This window comes from Spongisporangium articulatum (assembly GCF_044465595.1).
GTDB lineage: Bacteria > Actinomycetota > Actinomycetes > Actinomycetales > Kineosporiaceae > Spongisporangium > Spongisporangium articulatum.
In genome coordinates this window covers 730,868-749,145 of record NZ_JBITLV010000001.1, presented here as the reverse complement: position 1 = coordinate 749,145, position 18,278 = coordinate 730,868, and the positions used below count along the sequence as shown (strand labels likewise).

17 protein-coding genes are annotated in these 18,278 nt (G+C 73.2%); 7 read left to right on the top strand and 10 right to left on the bottom strand.

Annotated features, from left to right (window positions below):
- Positions 1-75: 75 nt before the first annotated feature.
- Together ACIB24_RS03540 and ACIB24_RS03535 are read right to left on the bottom strand one after the other, a co-directional pair.
- Positions 76-1,680 (bottom strand): CYTH and CHAD domain-containing protein, encoded by a 1,605-nt coding sequence (locus ACIB24_RS03540; RefSeq protein WP_398275240.1) that lies wholly within the window; start codon positions 1,678-1,680, stop codon positions 76-78.
- A 49-nt stretch (positions 1,681-1,729) separates the two neighbouring features.
- Positions 1,730-2,131, bottom strand: a complete 402-nt coding sequence (locus ACIB24_RS03535; protein ID WP_398275237.1) for a secondary thiamine-phosphate synthase enzyme YjbQ — start codon at positions 2,129-2,131, stop codon at positions 1,730-1,732.
- Positions 2,132-2,194: 63 nt separating this feature from the next.
- Here ACIB24_RS03535 and ACIB24_RS03530 point away from each other — a divergent pair, with 63 nt between their 5' ends.
- Both ACIB24_RS03530 and ACIB24_RS03525 read left to right on the top strand, forming a co-directional pair.
- On the top strand, positions 2,195-4,174 hold the full coding sequence (locus ACIB24_RS03530) for an alpha-amylase family protein (protein WP_398275234.1): 1,980 nt from the start codon (positions 2,195-2,197) through the stop codon (positions 4,172-4,174).
- Between the two features lie 81 nt (positions 4,175-4,255).
- Entirely contained in the window at positions 4,256-4,930 is a 675-nt protein-coding gene (locus ACIB24_RS03525; RefSeq protein ID WP_398275231.1) for a hypothetical protein, read from the top strand.
- A gap of 82 nt (positions 4,931-5,012) precedes the next feature.
- Here ACIB24_RS03525 and ACIB24_RS03520 read toward each other — a convergent pair whose 3' ends face one another.
- A complete protein-coding gene (locus tag ACIB24_RS03520; RefSeq protein WP_398275228.1) occupies positions 5,013-7,592 on the bottom strand; it encodes an ATP-binding protein in 2,580 nt (859 codons plus the stop codon).
- A 132-nt stretch (positions 7,593-7,724) separates the two neighbouring features.
- Here ACIB24_RS03520 and ACIB24_RS03515 point away from each other — a divergent pair, with 132 nt between their 5' ends.
- From ACIB24_RS03515 to ACIB24_RS03505, 3 genes are all read left to right on the top strand, one after another.
- Positions 7,725-8,705 carry an NAD(P)H-quinone oxidoreductase gene (locus tag ACIB24_RS03515; protein WP_398275226.1) on the top strand — a complete coding sequence of 327 codons (981 nt, stop codon included), beginning with the start codon at positions 7,725-7,727 and terminating at the stop codon, positions 8,703-8,705.
- Between the two features lie 520 nt (positions 8,706-9,225).
- Complete coding sequence (locus tag ACIB24_RS03510; protein ID WP_398275223.1) at positions 9,226-9,780, top strand: bacterial proteasome activator family protein; 555 nt, start codon at positions 9,226-9,228, stop codon at positions 9,778-9,780.
- A 13-nt stretch (positions 9,781-9,793) separates the two neighbouring features.
- Complete coding sequence (locus tag ACIB24_RS03505; RefSeq protein ID WP_398275220.1) at positions 9,794-10,249, top strand: hypothetical protein; 456 nt, start codon at positions 9,794-9,796, stop codon at positions 10,247-10,249.
- 83 nt (positions 10,250-10,332) lie between these two features.
- On the opposite strand, the gene ACIB24_RS03500 is transcribed toward ACIB24_RS03505, so the two are convergent.
- The 7 genes from ACIB24_RS03500 to ACIB24_RS03470 form a co-directional block, all read right to left on the bottom strand.
- Positions 10,333-11,289 (bottom strand): HAD family hydrolase, encoded by a 957-nt coding sequence (locus ACIB24_RS03500; RefSeq protein ID WP_398275217.1) that lies wholly within the window; start codon positions 11,287-11,289, stop codon positions 10,333-10,335.
- Between the two features lie 103 nt (positions 11,290-11,392).
- Positions 11,393-12,028 (bottom strand): response regulator transcription factor, encoded by a 636-nt coding sequence (locus ACIB24_RS03495; protein ID WP_398275214.1) that lies wholly within the window; start codon positions 12,026-12,028, stop codon positions 11,393-11,395.
- Between the two features lie 50 nt (positions 12,029-12,078).
- The gene (locus ACIB24_RS03490; protein ID WP_398275211.1) at positions 12,079-12,450 is read right to left on the bottom strand and encodes a DUF779 domain-containing protein; all 372 of its coding nucleotides are present in this window, start codon (positions 12,448-12,450) and stop codon (positions 12,079-12,081) included.
- On the bottom strand, positions 12,450-13,973 hold the full coding sequence (gene adh, locus ACIB24_RS03485) for an aldehyde dehydrogenase (protein ID WP_398275208.1): 1,524 nt from the start codon (positions 13,971-13,973) through the stop codon (positions 12,450-12,452). Before adh ends, ACIB24_RS03490 begins: the two co-directional genes overlap by 1 nt.
- 81 nt (positions 13,974-14,054) lie before the next feature.
- Positions 14,055-15,122 carry a MauE/DoxX family redox-associated membrane protein gene (locus ACIB24_RS03480; RefSeq protein ID WP_398275205.1) on the bottom strand — a complete coding sequence of 356 codons (1,068 nt, stop codon included), beginning with the start codon at positions 15,120-15,122 and terminating at the stop codon, positions 14,055-14,057.
- Positions 15,119-15,823 carry an anti-sigma factor family protein gene (locus ACIB24_RS03475; RefSeq protein WP_398275202.1) on the bottom strand — a complete coding sequence of 235 codons (705 nt, stop codon included), beginning with the start codon at positions 15,821-15,823 and terminating at the stop codon, positions 15,119-15,121. Before ACIB24_RS03475 ends, ACIB24_RS03480 begins: the two co-directional genes overlap by 4 nt.
- Positions 15,811-16,374 (bottom strand): sigma-70 family RNA polymerase sigma factor, encoded by a 564-nt coding sequence (locus ACIB24_RS03470; RefSeq protein WP_398275199.1) that lies wholly within the window; start codon positions 16,372-16,374, stop codon positions 15,811-15,813. Before ACIB24_RS03470 ends, ACIB24_RS03475 begins: the two co-directional genes overlap by 13 nt.
- A 138-nt stretch (positions 16,375-16,512) precedes the next feature.
- Here ACIB24_RS03470 and ACIB24_RS03465 point away from each other — a divergent pair, with 138 nt between their 5' ends.
- Both ACIB24_RS03465 and ACIB24_RS03460 read left to right on the top strand, forming a co-directional pair.
- Positions 16,513-17,232, top strand: a complete 720-nt coding sequence (locus ACIB24_RS03465) for a class I SAM-dependent methyltransferase (RefSeq protein ID WP_398275197.1) — start codon at positions 16,513-16,515, stop codon at positions 17,230-17,232.
- Entirely contained in the window at positions 17,229-18,275 is a 1,047-nt protein-coding gene (locus tag ACIB24_RS03460; RefSeq protein WP_398275194.1) for a type III polyketide synthase, read from the top strand. Before ACIB24_RS03465 ends, ACIB24_RS03460 begins: the two co-directional genes overlap by 4 nt.
- Positions 18,276-18,278: the final 3 nt, after the last annotated feature.

Sequence of the window (18,278 nt, the reverse complement as noted above, 5' to 3'; positions counted from 1 at the left end):
CGTTGCAGGTCACCGCCTTGTTGGTGGATGAGTCGTGCTTCTTGTGAAGATCGGTCAAGAATCAGGCTAGAACACTCAAGCGGGCCAGCCGGACGCCACCTCACCCAGAGTCTGCCAGGCGGCCTCGTACGCGACCTCGTCGAGCGCCCGCCGGTGCCCGAGATCGGCGTGCAGGAGCCCGTACGTGAACCCGGGTTCGCCCCACCGACCGGCCCGCGTGGCCAGCAGCATCAGCTCGTCGCGCAGGACCACCGCGTCGTGGTGGTCGCCGAGGATCTCCTGCACCTCCTTGGCCGCCTTCGCGTACGCCCGGGCCTGCGTCCGCACCGGGCTCCTGCTGCTCCCGCCCGTCCTCGTGGGCACGTCGAGCGCCGCCACCTCGGCCGCGTACCGGGCCCGCTTGGCCGCCTTGCGCACCTCGTGCATCTGCAGGTCATGGACCTCGGGCGACGTCGCCTTCGCGGCCTTCTTGGCGGCCTTCTCGACGCGGTGGTGGGCGTGCCGAACCCGCCCGGTCAGCAGGTCCGCGGCCGCCTTCCGCCCGGCCTCGGCGATCGCGGGGTCGAACGGCGGCTCGGCGAGGAACGCCTCCAGGTCGTCCAGCAGGACGCCGTAGCGCTGCGAGTCCAGCGCCCGCACGCTCGCCGCGTGCGCCTCGGTGTACCGGCGGCCCAGCTCGGTCTCGATCCGGTGCGCGACCGGCCCCAGCACCCACTCCGGCGGCTGGGCGTCGAGCGACGCGAGGAGGTGGTGACGCATCACCTCGGCGTCCCGGGCCTCCCCGAGGACCCCCGCGATCCAGGCGATCTCGTCGCGGAGCCGGCGCACGCCGTCCGCCGAGGAACCGTCCCCACCGGTGAAGAAGGCTCCGTAACTGGCCAGGGTGCTGCGCAGCCGTCGGCAGGCGACGCGCATCCGGTGCACGGCGTCGTGCTCGTCCATCCGCACGTGCGCGTCGGTGAGCAGCAGCTCGGCGAGCTGCTCGCGCAGGTAGGCCAGGACGACGCCCGCGGCCCCCGCGGGTTCGCTCACGTGGGCGGGGGTCGGCTCGAGGCGCGCCTGCAGCGCGCGGGCCAGCTTGGACGTCGTCACCGCGGGCCGCGCGCCCGCGGCCAGGAGGGCGTCCGCGACCGGCGCCAGGACGTCGTCCGCCCGGCCGTCGACCAGCTCCACCTCGATCTCCCGCCAGTCGCTCGACGAGCCCAGGTCCGAGCCGGCGGCGTACGACTCGGCCCGCACCGCGTCGTCGGCCAGCTCGGCCAGGCGGCGACCGTCGTCCGCGTACAGGTCGTGCACGGTGCGGGTGGTGCGCAGCCGGGCCACGGGGCCGACGTCGCGGCCGCGCAGCCAGGCCTGGGCGAGCGCGAGCAGCGCCGCGGGCGGGGACGCGCCGGTCAGCGGCCGCTGCACCTCCAACCGGCCCCCGGACGCGGGCAGCTTCAGGTGCCAGCCCGCGTCCGAACCACCCGACCGGCGGCGCAGGGTGATGCCCGACCGGATCAGCGTGAGCTCGGCCGTGTCGTAGTAGGTGGCGTCCAGCTCAGCCGCCTCGCGCAGCTGGACGCTGGCCACCCGCCCCGTCCCGACCAGGGCCGGAACGGTGAATCCCGAGTCCGCGTCGAGGGTGGTCTCGACCTCCAACTGTGCCCGCTGATCGCCTTCGTGCTGCTCAGCGGGCATGCGCGTCCTCCACCAACTCGACCGGCCGCCAACAGGATACGGGTCCTGGTCAGCCCCGCAGGAAGGAGAGGCGCACGGTGCGCTGCGGGTTGTCGCCGTTGGAGTCGACGAGGACGACGCTCTGCCAGGTGCCCAGCGCCATCCGGCCGTCGAGCACCGGGATGCTCACCGACGGGCCGACGAACGCCGGCAGCACGTGGTCGCGACCGTGCCCGAGACTGCCGTGCCGGTGCCGGTAGATGTCCTGGGCCGGCAGCAGCCGGTCGATCGCGTCGGCCAGGTCGGGCTCGCTGCCCGAGCCGGTCTCCATCAGCGCGACGCCCGCCGTGGCGTGCGGGACGAACACGTTGACCAGCCCGTCCCCCCGCCCGCGGACGAAGGCCGCGACCTCCTGGGTCAGGTCCGTGACCAGGGTGCCGCCCGACCGCACGCTCAGCTCAGTCGTCTCCATGGGACTCACCCTGCCGCACCCCCGCTCTTGCCGCGTGCGGGAGGCTCCGTGACGATGGCTCGGGTGACGACGCCGTCCGCCCACCCCGCCCTCGCCGACCTGCCCGGCGCGCTGCTGGCCGACGCCGAGCCGCTGCTCGGCCGGTTGGAGGCCGTCGGGTTCGCGGCCCGCCTCGAGCAGAACCTGCCGGACGTGGCGGCCGCGCTGAGCCGGTTGTACGGGGACGACGTCGCGCCGGGGTTCGTGGCCCGGCTCGCCCGGGTGGCGCTCGCCGCGCTCGCGGAACGGCCCGCACCCCTGCGCGAGCTGGACCGGCGGCGCGAGATCGACCGCGACTGGTTCCAGCACCACTCGGCGGTCGGGTACGTGACCTACGTCGACCGGTTCAGCGGCACGCTCGCGGAGCTGCCCGCCCGGCTCGACTACCTGCAGGAGCTCGGGGTCAGCTACCTGCACCTGATGCCGCTGCTGCGCCCGCGCCCCGGCGAGAACGACGGCGGCTACGCGGTGCAGGACTACCGGGACGTCGACCCGCGGCTGGGCACCATGGCCGACCTCGAGGCGGTCGCGGCGGCGCTGCGGGACCGGGACATGAGCCTGTGCATCGACCTGGTGCTGAACCACACCGCCCGCGAGCACGCCTGGGCCCAGGGCTGGCTGGTCGGCGATCCGGCCTACGCCGACTTCTACACCGCCTTCCCCGACCGGTCGATGCCGGACGCCTACGAGGCCACCATCGCCGAGGTGTTCCCCGACCGGGCGCCCGGCTCGTTCACGTGGGTCGACGAGGCGCGCGGCGGGGCGGGCGGCTGGGTCTGGACGACGTTCTGGCAGTACCAGTGGGACCTCAACTACGCGAACCCCGCGGTGTTCGAGGCGATGCTGGAAACCGTTCTCTGGCTTGCGAACCGGGGCGTCGAGATCTTCCGCATGGACGCCGTGCCGTTCATGTGGAAGCGGATGGGCACGTCCTGCCTGAACCAGCCCGAGGTGCACCTGCTCATCCAGGCGTTGCACGGGCTCGTCCAGACCGCCGCCCCGGCAACGGTTTTCAAGGCCGAGGCGATCGTCTCGCCGGAGGACCTGGTGCCCTACCTGGGCGGTCACGACCGGTACCGGCCGGAGTGCGAGCTGGCCTACCACAACCAGCTCATGGTCATGCTGTGGAGCAGCCTGGCCACCAAGGACGCGACGCTGGCCGTCCAGTCGTTGCGCCGGATGCGGGTGATCCCGACCTCGGCGAGCTGGGTCACCTACGCGCGGTGCCACGACGACATCGGTTGGGCCGTCAGCGATGTCGACGCGGCGGCCGTGGGCTGGGACGCCTTCCGGCACCGGCGGTTCCTGAACCGGTTCTTCTCCGGCAACTACCCCGGCTCGTACGCGCGCGGAGCTCTGTTCCAGGAGAACCCGGCCACCGGCGACGCCCGGATCAGCGGGTCGGCGGCCTCGCTGTGCGGGATCGAGGCCGCACTCGAGTCGGGCGACCCGGTGGCGCTGGAACTGGCCGTGCGCCGGCTGGTGCTGCTGCACGCGGTGACCTACGGGTTCGGTGGCGTGCCCCTGCTGTACATGGGCGACGAACTGGCGCTGCGCAACGACGCCCGCTACCTGGCCGACCCCGCCCTGGCCGACGACAACCGCTGGATGCACCGGCCCTGGATGGACTGGGACGCCGCCGCCCTGCGCCGGGTCCAGGGCACGCTCGAGGCCGACGTGTTCAACTGGATGCGGCGGCTGGCGGCCGCGCGGGCCGCGACCGAGGCCCTGCACGCGGGCGGTGAGGCGGCCGTCGTCGGGGTGGACGACACCCGCGTCCTGGCCTGGTGGCGGCGGCATCCCCGGTCGGGGACGTTCGTGGGGCTGGCCAACTTCGGCGAGGAGCCGGCCGCCGTCCAGATCGAGCGCTTGAAGGGGGCGCTGCCCGCCGCGGCCCGCCCGGACCGGCTCGTACAACTCCTCGGCACCGAACCGGATCTGACGGTCCGTAACGGGTGGGTGCAGCTTCCGTCACTGGGCTTCGCCTGGCTGGTGGAACCCTGATCGTCCCGGCTCCCCTGGACGCACCGCCTGATGCAGGCTGACCCGATCTGTGCTGCCGAAAGTGTGAAAGAGGAGAGACCAATGAGGGTTTCCCAGCGGATCGTCCGGCTGATGCTTGCGGGGACGGCCGTCGCCGCGCTCCTGACCACCGCGCTGGCCGCACCGTCCCAAGCGGCCACCGCCTGCCCGAGCGGCCTGCTCGCCTTCCAGGCGACGCTGAGCAACGGCACCTTCAACATCGGCAAGAACGTGAAGACCACCGGTGGCGGCGCGAACATCTGCGGTGAGATCACCGTCGGCGCGGGCGGTCTGGTGCCGAAGGTCGACCCGAACAACATCAGCTTCACGAGCGGGAAGACGTCGGCCGGGCCGCTCAGCATCCCCACCGACGTGAAGACCGTCGGGGACATGACCGGCACCACCACGATCAACCCCGACGGCACGATCTCCGCGAGCTTCACCACCTCGGTCGTGGTGACCACGAAGATCCTCGGCCAGAGCTGCCAGATCCCGGTGAACCTGACGCTGACGACCGGCCGGAGCGGCTCGTTGAGCGGCAAGCCGCTGTCCTACGACCTGGCCACCGGCGTCTCCAAGGGCAAGCTCGTGGCGGGCGACTTCACGGTCCCGAAGATCAAGACCACGAAGCAGTGCAACGTGATCGTGGCCACCGCCTCGAACGCACTGATCGGGCTGCCGCTGGCCGCGGGCAAGTCGTCGATCAGCTATGACATCGCGCTGAAGCTCGGCGTCTGAGGTACCCGTCCCGATCGTCGACGAGGCATTCTCGGCTGCTATTTCCAGCTGAGAATGCCTCGTCGTCGATTGTGGGGGCGGGTCAGTCGTCGACCGGGTCGGGCCGCTTGGCCTTGCCCTTGCTGCGGCTCGGCATGAACGTCTTGCGGCGCGGCAGCACCTCGACGGCGAGCGTGGTGGACGGCGCCGGCAGCTGGTCGTCGTCCTCGATGTCCCAGGGCGCGGGCGGGCGGGTGCCGGCCTCCGCCGCAGCGTGCGACGGCAGATCACCCATCGGGTAGCCGCCACCGTCGTCGGTGACCGTGTACTCGCCGGGCCGCGGGCCGGAGTCCTCGCCGCCCTCGCCGAACGTGATGTCCGAGTAGTCCGCACCCGTGTACCCCGGGTACTCAGGAACCGTCTGCCCCTGCGGGTACTGCGCGGGGGCCGCCGCCTGGGGCGGGTACTGCGGGTGGGCCTGCGGCACCGGGTACTGCGGCGCCGGGTTCTGGGCCGGCGGCTGGGCCTGCTGCTGCGGCACCTGCTGCGGCACCTGCTGCGGGGACGGCGGCGCGTAGGGCGCCGGCGCCGAGGGCTGCGCGAACTGCTGCGGCTGCTGCGAGTACGCCGGCGGAGCGGGCGGGCCCGGGACGGCGGGCGCCTGGGGGACGCCGGGCAGGTGCGGCGACGGCGTCTGCTCGGCGACCGCGTTGAGCCAGCTCATCCCGCTGAGGTTCTCGCCCGGCGGTGGCTGGTTCTGCCGGCCGAAGGGAGAGGGGGCCGGCGCCGGGTCCTCGTCGTCGGCGGTCTCTTCGGCCCACGAGGGGGCCAGCGACCGCGGCTTCGATGCGGCCGGGGCGGGCGACGGAGTGGTCGGGTCCTGGGCGATCAGCGGTTCGTCGTAGGGCTGTTCGTAGGGCTGCTCATAGGGCTGCGCGGTCACCGGCTGCTCGTACGCGACGGCCTGCGCCTCGGCCACGAAGTCGGGGACGGCGGGCTCGGGCGCGAGCCGCTCGGGTTCCGCGTAGGCGACGGGTTCCGCGTAGGCGACGGGCTCCAGATAGGCGTCGGGCTGGGCGTGGGCGACGGGCTCCAGATAGGCGTCGGGCTGGGCGTGGGCGTCGGGCTCCGTCTGAGCGACGGGCTCCGCGTGAGCGACGGGCTCGAGGTAGGCGTCGGGGGCGTCGTACATCTGCGACTCGGCCTGAACCTCGGGCTGCACGTCGGGTTCGGGCTGCGCGTACGCCTCCGGCTGCGCGTACACGTCGGGCTGCGCATACGCCGCAGCCTGCCCATGCGTCTCCGGCAGTGCGGCAGCGGCGGACATCGCGGCCGCAGCGGCCGGCTCGGCCAGGCCGGGATCGAGGTCGAACTCGGTCAGGCCCGGGCCGAGCGCGATCTCGGACATGGCGTCGGCGACCGCGGGCGGGATGACGATCTCCCCCGTGATCACGCCCAGCCCGTCGTCGTACGGGTCCGACGCCGCCACCGGTGCCGACGCCACGGCAGCCGAGGCCGGCACGGGATGGGCAGCAGCGGGCCCGGCGGCGGGGACGGGCACAGGAACGGGCGCGAGCACCGGACCGTCCAGCGGGGCATCCATCGGGGACGGCCCCGTCACGGGCTGCCGGGCGGGAGCAGCCGCCGCACCCACGAGCGCGGGCGCCGGCCTCGGCGCGGGCATCGGAGCCGGACCCGACCCACCGCCCAGGGGAGGCAGGCCGCCGACGAGCTCGTCGTCGTCCAGTACCGCCGCGTACCGGGCGTCCGGGTCGTCGAGCGGCAGGTCGACCGACGCGACGGTGCCGCGACCGGGGTTGGAGCTGAGGTACACGTCGGCGCCGAGCCTCTGCGCGAGCTTCCCGACCGCGGCCAGCCCCAGGCTGCCGGGCTTGGCGCCGGGCTCGACGACGGTCCCCGACGGTGGCTCGACGATCAGCGTGTTCAACCGGGCCAGCTGCTCGGGCGGGATGCCGGCGCCGTCGTCGGTGACCCGGATCCGCAGGCCCTCGTCGGTGTGCGAGACCAGGACGACGACGCTGGTGGACGGGTCGGAGTAGCGGGTCGCGTTGTCGATCAGCTCGGCGAGCATGTGGCTGAGGGAGTCGACCAGGTGCGCGGGCACGACCGGGTCGGCGGCCATCGAGAAGGCCACCCGCTCACCGTGCTCGACGGCCTTGATCGTCTCGCGCAGCAGTTCGGACGTGGGCATCGCCCGGTGCCGGCTGTGGTGCACCTCGGCGCCGGCGACGAGCATCAGCGAGGCGTAGTTGCGGCGCATCTCCTGGGTCAGCTGCTCGATCCGGTCGAGCCCGTCGAGCAGGTCCGGGTCGCCGGTGCTGATCTTCAGCTGGTCGATGATCGCGTACTGCCGGTTCAACAGCGGGAGGTTGCCCCGGGCCAGCTCCACCTGCTGCGGGTCGGCGGTCGCGGGCCCGTCCACCCGGGCGGGCCGGGGCGCCGGTGCGTCGGACAGCTCGGGGGCGATCGCCGTCCAGTCGTCACCGTCGGCACCGTCGACATCGTCGACGTCGTCCCGCGAGCGGCGCATGAGGGCGTCGACGATCCGGCGCGTGACGACGATCGCCAGCGCGCCCAGCAGGGCGGCAGCAGCGAGCAGCAGCCAGCCCCCCATGGCGTTCGAGGGCATGATCTGCGACCCGATGTCTAGATTTCGCAGCATGTGGCCTTCCGAGTCCCGATCCGGGGAAGCCTGACCCCGGCCCGGTCTCCTTCGGCCGAACCGGGCCGGAAGTTGAATGCCCACCGGCCACGGGTTCCGGGGCGCCGGTGGCGCGCCCGTAGAGTCGCGACCATGCAGGCGGTGACGATTCCCCAGTCCGGCGGCCCCGAGGTACTCACGCTCGACGAGGTGCCGGAGCCGGTCCCGCAGCCCGGTGAGGTCGTCGTCCAGGTGACGGCCGCGGGCGTGAACCGGGCCGACGTCGTCCAGCGGCAGGGTTTCTACCCGCCCCCGCCGGGGGCGCCCGCGTGGCCGGGACTGGAGGTCAGCGGCACGATCGCCGCCCTCGGGGAGGGCGTCGAGGGGTGGACGACGGGAGCCCGGGTCTGCGCGTTGCTGTCCGGCGGCGGGTACGCCGAGCGGGTGGCGGTGCCTGCCGGGCAGCTGTTGCCGGTGCCGGACGACCTGGACCTGGTCGACGCCGCGGGCCTGCCCGAGGTGGTCTGCACGGTGTGGAGCAACGTGTTCATGGCCGCCGGGCTGCGGCCGGGCGAGGTGCTGCTGGCGCACGGCGGGTCGAGCGGCATCGGCACGATGGCGGTGCAGCTGGCCCGGGAGCTGGGGGCCACGGTGGCGGTCACCGCCGGCTCGGCCGAGAAGCTCGAGGCGTGCCGTGCACTGGGCGCCTCCATCCTCGTGAACTACCGCGAGGAGGACTTCGTCGAGGCGGTGAAGGCGGCCACCGACGGGCGCGGGGCGGACGTCGTCCTCGACCTGCTGGGTGCGAAGTACCTGGCCCGCAACGTGGAGGTGCTGGCCACGGCGGGGCGGCTCGTCGTGATCGGCATGCAGGGCGGGGTCCGGGCCGAGCTGGACCTCGGCAAGCTGATGGCCAAGCGGGCCGCCGTGATGGCGACGTCGCTGCGGGCGCGACCGGCGGCCGAGAAGGCGGCGATCGTGGCCAGCGTCCGCGAGCACGTGTGGCCGCTGGTGGTGGACGGCCGAGTGAAGCCGGTGGTGCACGAGCGGCTGCCGTTGGCCCAGGCCCGGCAGGCCCACGAGCTGCTGGAGTCGTCGCAGCACATCGGGAAAGTCGTTCTCACGGTCGGGTGATCGGTTGATCTGTCCCCGACCGCGGTCCTCGCGGGGTGTCGCTGGGGCAGGATCGGGCCGGGGATGCTCGACCATGAGCTCACCCGCGCATGAACTCCCGGGCCGGCTGAGGCGTCACGCCCCGGTGGTCCGCGCCGCCGATCCCTCGGCGCGTACCGCCGCGAGTGGACCCGGGTCGGGGCGGTGCTCGGCGAACGCCGCCCCGGGGTGGCCCCTGCACTCGCACTGCAGGGGCCACCTGTGTCCGCCTCGGGCGCCGAGTGTGACGCTGGGCCGGATCGGAAGGGTCGTACCGACTCGTGGGCGTCACACTCGGCGTCGGGCGTCCCGGACGTCACGTGGTTCAGTCATTCGACGATGCGCTGGGTAGTTGTTCGTGTACGTTGCGAAAGCGATTGCGCCAGAACGAGTCGTGATCATCAGCCGGTCGGCCGATGCTGTACTCACCGAGCGGTTGATCTGAGGACGAACGGGCCCCGAAGCTCTCGCCGCCGCGCTCCCTGGGAGGGAGGATGGTCGGGTGGGTGAGACACCAGACCTCGGTGCGACCGGATCGGACTCCGAGCCGGGCGGCGAGAGAGTCGTGGTCGTGACGCCGGAGGGGATGGCCGTGACGGGCCCCTCGGACTCCTCATCCCCGGCGCACCAGATCGAGGAGCCGGCCAAGGTCATGCGCATCGGCAGCATGATCAAGCAGCTGCTCGAGGAGGTCCGCAGCGCGCCGCTCGACGAGGCGGGGCGCGCGCGCCTGGCGCAGATCCACGAGCGGTCGGTGGCCGAGCTGGAGAAGGGCCTCTCGCCCGAGCTGGCCGAGGAGCTGCACGCGATGGCTCCCGCGTTCGACCCCAGCACCGTGCCGTCCGACGCCGAGCTGCGCGTCGCGCAGGCCCAGCTGGTCGGCTGGCTGGAAGGCCTGTTCCACGGCATCCAGACGGCACTGTTCGCCCAGCAGATGGCGGCCCGCACGCAGCTGGAGCAGATGCGCCGGGCCCTGCCCGGCGGCGCCGACGGGCCGAGCACGATCCCCGGGCCCGGCCAGGGCGGCGGCGTGACCGGCACGGGCCAATACCTGTAGGCGGGGGCGGACGATGAGCATGCTCGACTGGATCCGGACCCCGCGGCCCGGGACGAGCCCGCTCGGCAACGGGGTCTGGCGCCGGGTCAACGAACGGTTCGCGCGGGCGGCGCGGCGCTACCGGTCGCTGATCGAGGTGGTGCCGGCCCGCGCCGTCCGGGTCGAGTTGGAAGAGGTCGCCGACGAGCTGGACGACGTCGCGCGGCTCGTGCGCGACGTGTGCGAGCGCGCGCAGGCGGCGGCCCCCAGCAACGGCCCGGACGTGCCGCTCGGGCCGGGGGACATCTACTTCGACGTGCACCGTCGGCTGGCCCGCGCGGCGACGCTCTGCGCCCGCGCGTCGGAGTCGGCGATGATGGCGCGGGTCAGCCTGCGGACGAAGGACGCGGCCGGGGTGCGCGACCACGTCGACGCCGCCCGGCGCACGGCCAAGCAGGTGCGCGAACTGGTCGAGGGCGCCCTCATCTGAGGGCGGTGATCAGGCACGGACTCGCGCTTCAGCCTCGGGTGAGCGTCGGACTCACCGCCGGGGAAGCGCGAGCCTGCGCATGATCACCGCGAGAAGGTCTGGTCCGGGCGCAGCACGGTGACCGGACCCGCCGCGGTCGGGGCGGCGTCCGAGAGGTCCAGCCGCTGCGCCGGCGGCGGACCCACGGGCCGGGTGGCGGGCGCCTTCTTCGCCTTGGCCTTCGCCTTGGCCGGGAACAGCAACCGCTCGAGCACCTGGGCGACGCCGTCCTCCTCGCACGGGGGCGCGGTCTGCCCGGCGGCGCGGATCGCGTCGCGGTGACCGCCCTCCATCGCGTACCCGTCGCCGGCCCACTCGAGCATGTCGACGTCGTTGGGCATGTCGCCGAACGCCACCACGTCGCGCGGGCTGACCCCGAGCTTGCGGGCCAGCCGGGACAGCGCCGCCGACTTCGTGACGCCCACCGCGGACAGCTCGAGCATCCCGCCGTCGGGGTTGGAGTGGACCGCCTCGGCCAGCCCGGCCACCGCTGCGCGGGCCGCGGCGAGCATGTCGTCGGCGCGCATCCGGTCGTACGGGGCGGCCAGCTTCACGAGGACCTTCAGCACCGGCGGCATGTCGATCAGCAGGTCGGCCAGCGCCCCGACCTGGATCTCCTCGCCGGCCCCCTCGGCGTGACCGGGCAGGAAGGCGGGCTCGCGCCGGTAGCCGGTCATCGTCTCGATGGCGAACACGGCACCGGGTAGCCGCACGCGCAGCCGGGCCACGGCGTCGAGGAGGTCGATGATGCTCAGCGGGTGCGACTCGGTGACCACACCGGTCGACAGGTCGAGCACCGCGGCCCCGTTGCCGCACAGAGCGACCCCGCGATTACCGGTCAGCGAGGCGATCGGCGCCACCCACCGGGGCGGGCGGCCGGTCACGAACACGACCTCGACGCCCTGCTTCTCACACGCGGTCAAGGCTTCCTTCGTGCGGCGGGAGACGGTCCCGTCGGCCCGCACGATGGTCCCGTCGAGGTCGCACGCCACCATTCGCATGTGCATATCCTGCCTGTCGGCCCGGCCCGATCCGCAGCACGTGCGGATCGGGAGCTTCCTGTTGCTTCAGGGACTTTCGCGACAGAAGCGCACCGGCGTGGCCTCAGTCCTCGAGTAGCCCGTCCTCGACCGCCCGGCGGTGCAGGGCGATCTTCGTGCGCGCCTCGCGACCGGCGGCCGCGTACTTGTCGCGCACCCGGGCCAGGTAGGTCTTGGCCGTCTCCATCGAGATGTCCAGTTGCCGGGCCACGGATTTCAACGGCAGACCGGAGGCGTAGAGGGTCAGGGCCCGGCGCTCCTGCGGGCTGAGCGCGGGCGCACCGGTCGAGTTCCCGTCGTCCAGCAGCATGCCCGCCAGGGCGGGGGTGACGTGCGCGTCGCCGCGGGCGGCCGCGTGCAGCGCGGCCAGCAGTTCGGTACCCGACTCGCTCTTCGGGACGTACCCGAGCGCGCCGGCCGCGATGCTCTCCCGGACCCGGCGCGGGTCGGCGAAGGTGCTCAGGACGACGACCGCCACGCCCTCGGCGGTCAGCCGGGCGATGCGCGGCGGCACCGGGATGTCGTCGCCCAGCTCGAGGTCGAGCAGGACGACGTCCACCGGGTACGCGGAATCGTGCACCAGGTCGTCGAAGCCCGTGACGGCCACCGCCACGTCGACGTCCTCGGTCTGCTCCCGCAGCCAGGTCGACAGGCCCTCGAGCATGAGTCGGTGGTCGTCGACGATCCCCACCCGTACCACGGGCCTCACTATGCCGCCTGCTCACACAGTGATCAGGGAGGCACGCCCAGTCACAGCTCGCCGAGGGCCTGCAGTTCCTCCTCGGCGAGCAACCGCGACCGGATCATGAACCGCACCCCGTACGGCGCCTCGAGCGAGAACCCGGCCCCGCGGCCGGGCACCACGTCGATGGTCAGGTGCGTGTGCCGCCAGTACTCGAACTGGGCCTTCGACATCCAGACCGGCACCGAGAAGTCGTCGACTCCCAGGTCTCCGAGGAACACGTCGGAGTCGCCGGTCAGGAAGTCGCCGGCCGGGTAACACATGGGCGAGCTGCCGTCGCAGCAGCCGCCGGACTGGTGGAACATCAGGTCGCCGGCGTCGCCCCGGAGGCGGCGGAGCAGGTCCGCCGCCTCCGGGGTCACCGCCACGCGGTCGGCCATCAGAAGAAGCCGAGCTTGTCCGGCGAGTAGCTGACCAGCAGGTTCTTCGTCTGCTGGTAGTGGTCGAGCATCATCTTGTGGTTCTCGCGGCCGATGCCCGAGCCCTTGTAGCCGCCGAACGCCGCGGCCGCCGGGTAGGCGTGGTAGCAGTTCGTCCACACCCGCCCGGCCTCGATGCCCCGCCCGAACCGGTAGGCGGTGTTGATGTCGCGGCTCCACACCCCGGCGCCGAGGCCGTACAGGGTGTCGTTGGCGATCTTCAGCGCGTCGGCCTGGTCGTTGAACCGGGTGACCGACACGACCGGCCCGAAGATCTCCTCCTGGAAGATCCGCATCGAGTTGTCGCCCTCGAAGATGGTCGGGGTGACGTAGTAGCCACCGGACAGCTCCCCGCCGAGGTCGGCCCGCTCGCCACCCGTGACCAGCCGGGCGCCCTCCTGCTTGCCGATGTCGATGTAGCTGAGGATCTTCTCCAGCTGGTCGTTGCTGGCCTGGGCACCGATCATCGTCTCGGTGTCGAGCGGGTTGCCCTGCTTGACGGCCTGCGTACGGGCGGTCGCGTCGGCCAGGAACCCGTCGTAGATGCTCGACTGGATCAGCGCCCGGCTCGGGCAGGTGCAGACCTCGCCCTGGTTGAGCGCGAACATCGTGAAGCCCTCGAGCGCCTTGTCGTAGAAGGCGTCCTTCGCGTCCGCGACGTCGGAGAAGAAGATGTTCGGGCTCTTGCCGCCCAGCTCCAGCGTCACCGGGATGATGTTCTGGCTGGCGTACTGCATGATCAGCCGGCCGGTCGTGGTCTCGCCGGTGAAGGCGATCTTCTTGATCCGGGGGGACGACGCCAGCGGCTTGCCGGCCTCGACGCCGAACCCGTTGACGATGTTCACGACGCCGTCGGGGAGCAGGTCGGCGACCAGGTCCATCCAGACCATGATCGAGGCGGGCGTCTGCTCGGCGGGCTTCAGCACGACGGCGTTGCCCGCCGCGAGCGCCGGGGCCAGCTTCCAGACCGCCATCAGGATCGGGAAGTTCCACGGGATGATCTGCCCGACCACGCCTAGCGGCTCGTGGAAGTGGTAGGCGACCGTGTCGTCGTCCAGCTCCGAGATCGAGCCCTCCTGGGCCCGGATCGCGCCCGCGAAGTAGCGGAAATGGTCGATGGCCAGCGGGATGTCGGCCGCGAGCGTCTCGCGCACCGGCTTGCCGTTCTCCCACGACTCGGCGACGGCCAGCAGCTCGAGGTTGGCCTCCATCCGGTCGGCGATGCGGTTGAGGATCAGCGCCCGGTCGGCGGCGGACGTCTTGCCCCAGGCGGGAGCCGCGGCGTGTGCGGCGTCGAGGGCGGCGTCGATGTCGGCGGCGGTGCCCCGGGCGACCTCGGTGAACGTCTGCCCGGTGACCGGGGTCGGGTTCTGGAAGTACTGCCCGCCGGCCGGGGCCACGTACTGGCCGCCGATCCAGTGGTCGTACCGCGACCGGAAGGTCACGGGGCTGCCCGGCTGCCCGGGTGCTGCGTAGACGGTCATGCGCTGTACCTCCGCTGCGAGGTGCGCGGCGCCACGTCGGGCCGCGCTCTGCGAGCGACGGTAGGTAGCGGGACGTTGCAGCTACGTTGCGTCGGCCACCACCCGGCCGCGGGCGTCGACGAGCACGGTGGCGGGGGTGGTGGTGACCCCGAAGTGCGCCGCGTACCGGCCGTCGGGGTCGAGCGTGACCGGGCGCCCGACGTCCGCGCGCAGGCGCTCGGGGGCCAGGACGACGACCGCCGCCCCCGGCGGGACGCTCACCCGGGGAGCCGGGTCGTCCCGGCGCAGGAACACGAGCAACGTGCGCTCGGCGCCCGCCGGGAGCGGCAGGTCGTGTCCCTGCCGGGCGACCTGCCAGCGGCGCAGCACGGCCTCGGGGCCGACGACGCGCTCGGCGCTCGGACGCCCGTTGCCGTCGACCTGGTGGCCGTCGGCGTCCAGGACGAGGGCGCTCGGGGTGCGCGCCACCCCGTACCGGTCGAGCGCCTCCGGGTCCTCGTGGACGACGACGCGCGGGCCCTCCTCGTCGGCCCACCAGTGCGGGAGCCGGGCCCGGACCGCCTCGCAGTTCGTGCAGCCGGCCGACAGGAACACGAGCATCGTCTGCCGCCCGCCGAGGTCGGGATCGCCCTGCAGCGGGAGGGGTTCCCGCGGCGTCCGGCCCAGGAACAGGACGTAGGTGGCGGCGAAGCCGGTGGGCGTCCCGAGCAGGAGTGCGGCCGTGGCGTACCACGGGCCCAGCGGCCCCAGGCCGAGCCCGCCGAAGGCCAGGAGCACGAACCCCAGGTTGCGCGCGATGCTCACCCGGCGGGAGGCCTCGAAGGCGCCGAAGCAGTGGCAGCCGCCCTCGGCGTCCAGCTGCGGGTTGCCGTACAGGAACGCGGTGAACCCGCCCAGCGCGACGAGCGCCCCGAGACAGGCCAGGTCGCGCAGCGGTCGCCACGGCTGGGCCAGGGCGAACGCCAGCCCGAGTTCCCCGTACGGCACCAGCGGCGCCACCCACGGCGGCACGCGTCCGTTGCTCAGTCGCAGGGCCCGCGCGAAATCGGCCGGGGCGCTGAACTTTCCGATCGCAGCGACGGCGAACGCGACCGCGACCCCGGCCTGCATGAGCCAGGCGACGGTCGGGTACGACAGCCCGAGGATCATGTCACCGGCACCGTGACGAGATGTTTGCCGGAGAGCGTGACGACCTCCAGCGAGCGCAGCTGGCCGATCGGGATCGACACCTGTCCGACCGCTCGGGCGCTGCCGTCGGAGGCGGCCCCCCACGTGGCGGCGGTCTCGCGCCGGCCGTCGCGGGAGACCGCGATCAGGGCGCACCGCTCGTCGTCCTCCGAGACGTACGGGCCCCCGGCGTTCTCGTAGGCCCCGGCGAGCCGGACGTTCATGGACGTGCCCGAGTCGCGCTGGTCCATCCGCACCTCGACCCACACGTGCGAGGCGGGGTCCGTGGCGGCGACCGTCGTCGTCCCCCCGTCCACGAACGCGTTCCTGACCCAGGAGCCGCCGGCCACCAGGGCGAGCACCGCCACGGCGGCCACCAGCCCGGACAGCACCGGACGGCGGGTGCGGCGCCGGGCGCGCAGTTCCTCGACGGCCCGGGCGGCCAACGCCTGCGAACTCGCCGCCCGGTCCGGCGCCGACCCGTCGTCGTCGACGAGCCCGGCCGGGTCGACCCGGGCCAGCAGCCCGGGCAGCGCGGCCAGCGAGACCAGTTCGTCGCGGCAACCGGGGCAGTCGGAGAGGTGCTCCTCCAGCTCGGCCCGCTCGGCGGCGTCCAAGGCCCCGAGGACGTAGGCGCCGAGACCGACGCGCAGGCGTGCGCAGTCGATGCTCACGGCGTCCACCCCCGCTCCTCGAGCGCGAGCCGCAGGGCCCGCAGGCCGTAGAAGAGGCGTGACTTCACGGTGCCCGGCGGGACCCCGAGCACGACGGCCGCCTCGGTGACCGACCGGCCGCGGTAGAACGTCTCGACGATGGCCTGGCGGTGCGGCACGCTCAGCGTGCCCAACGCCTCGGCCACCTCCCACTCCTCGAGAGCCCGGTCGAGCTCCTCCCCCGAACCGGCCAGGGCGGCCAGCGGACCGTCGTGGTCCAGCAGGTCCGTGCGGACCTCGGCCGGGCGGACCCGGGCGGCCCGGTACCCGTCGACGACCAGCCGGTTCGCCACCGTGAACAGCCACGGGCGCAGCGGGCGGTCGGAGTCGCCGAGCTGATCGACGTGCTTCCACGCCCGCAGCACGGTCTCCTGCACTATGTCCTCCGCCTTGGCCCGGTCCCCGGTCATCCTCGTCACGTATCCGATCAACGCGTGCGCGTGCTCGGCGTAGACGGCACGCACGAACGCGGCGCCCCGGTCCTCACCGAGGTCGGCGCCGTCGTCCCGCGGTCGTCGCACGCCCCTGACACGTGCCGGACGCTCGATCGGTTCACCTCCACTGATTTCCGGTACCTCTGAACCAGGGCCCGATCGCGCCCGTATCAGGTGGTAACGGTACGTACCATCCGATCCGGACAGGCGACTCGGGAGGGTCACATGGCGAACGGCCTACCGGTCCGCTCCCCCAATGATCCCGCGCAGTACGACGACCTGACCGACGAGTGGTGGAAGCCCCACGGCCGGTTCGCCGCCCTGCACTGGCTGGCCGAGGCGCGCGGCGCCCTGGTCCCGCCCCCGCCGTACCCCGGGGCGCCGCTGCTGGACGTCGCCTGCGGGGCCGGCCTGCTCGCCCCGCACCTGCCGCCCGGGTGGCGGCACGTCGGGCTCGACCTGTCTGCCCTGTCGCTGGTCCAGGCCCGGGCCCACGGGGTCGGGCCGGTGCGCGGGGACGCGCTGCGGCTGCCGTTCGCCGACGCCTCGCTGCCCTGCGTCGTGGCCGGTGAGGTGCTGGAACACCTGCCCGACCTGGAGGGAGCGTGCGCCGAGCTCGCGCGCGTCCTGGCGGGCGGCGGGGTGCTCGTGGTCGACACCCTCGCCGACACGCTCTTCGCCCGGCTGGCCCTGCTCGGGGTGGCCGAGCACGTGCCCGGCGGGCCACCGGCCGGGCTGCACCGGGCCGACCTGCTCGTCGACCCCGGCCGACTGACCCGCGCGCTCGCCGCGCACGGCGTCCACGTGCGGCAGCTCGGCGGGCTGCGGCCGTCGGTGCCCGGCTACCTGCTCTGGCTCCTGCGGCGCCGCAGCAGCGTGCGCATGCTTCCCACCCGCTCCACGGCGGGTGTCTACCAGCTGATCGCCGTCAAGGAGGACACATGACTGCAGCAGTGCTGACCGGCCAGGGCCACGCCTTCCCGCCGGCCCGCGACCAGAAGACCGTCTGGGACGGCTTCTTCGCCGCCCGCAGCCCCGGCAACCCCGTCGCCGAGACGCTGTTCCTGCACTGCGGGATCGAGACCCGGCACGTCGTCGTCGACCCCATGGAGGAGGACGTCAGCGACTGGGGCACCGGACGGCGGATGGAGCGCTACGCGGTCGAGGCCCGGTCCCTGGGCCGGGACGCCGTCGCAGCGGCCCTGGCCGACGCCGGGCTCTCGCCCGGGGACGTCGGGTTGTTCGCCGTCGTGTCGTGCACCGGGTACCTGACACCGGGGCTCGACATCCTGATCTCCGACGACCTGGGCATGCCGGCCTCCGTGCAGCGCCTGATCGTGGGTCACATGGGTTGCTACGCGGCGGTTCCCGGGCTGGCGGCGGTGTCCGACTACGTCCGGGCGCACGGTCGGCCGGCGGTGATGCTGTGCGTCGAGCTGACGTCGTTGCACGTGCAGCCGGCCGAGTCGGCGGGCGACATCGAGCAGCTCGTGGCCCACGCCCTGTTCGCCGACGCGGCGACGGCCGTGGTGGTGGAGCCGGACGCCGCCACGGGGCTCGAGCTGCTCGACACGGCGGCCTCCACGGCGCCCGGTTCCGCACCGCTGATGACGTGGGCGGTGACCGACCACGGGTTCCGGATGGGCCTGTCTCCGAAGGTGCCCGACGTGCTTTCGGTGCACGTCGGCGGTGCGGTGGGCGACCTGCTCAAGCCGCACGGGCTCGACGCCTCGGAGGTCGACCGGTGGGCCGTGCATCCCGGCGGGCCGCGGATCGTGGACGTCGTGGAGGATCGCTTGCGGTTGGGTACCGGGCGGCTCGACGTGAGCCGGGACGTGTTGCGGGACAACGGGAACTGTTCGTCGGGGACGGTGATGCTGGTGCTCGACCAGGTGCGGCGGGCCGGCGTCGCACCCGGTGAGTCGCTGGTCGCCATGGCGTTCGGGCCGGGGTTGACGCTGACGACGGCGCTGATGCGGCAGCGGTAACGC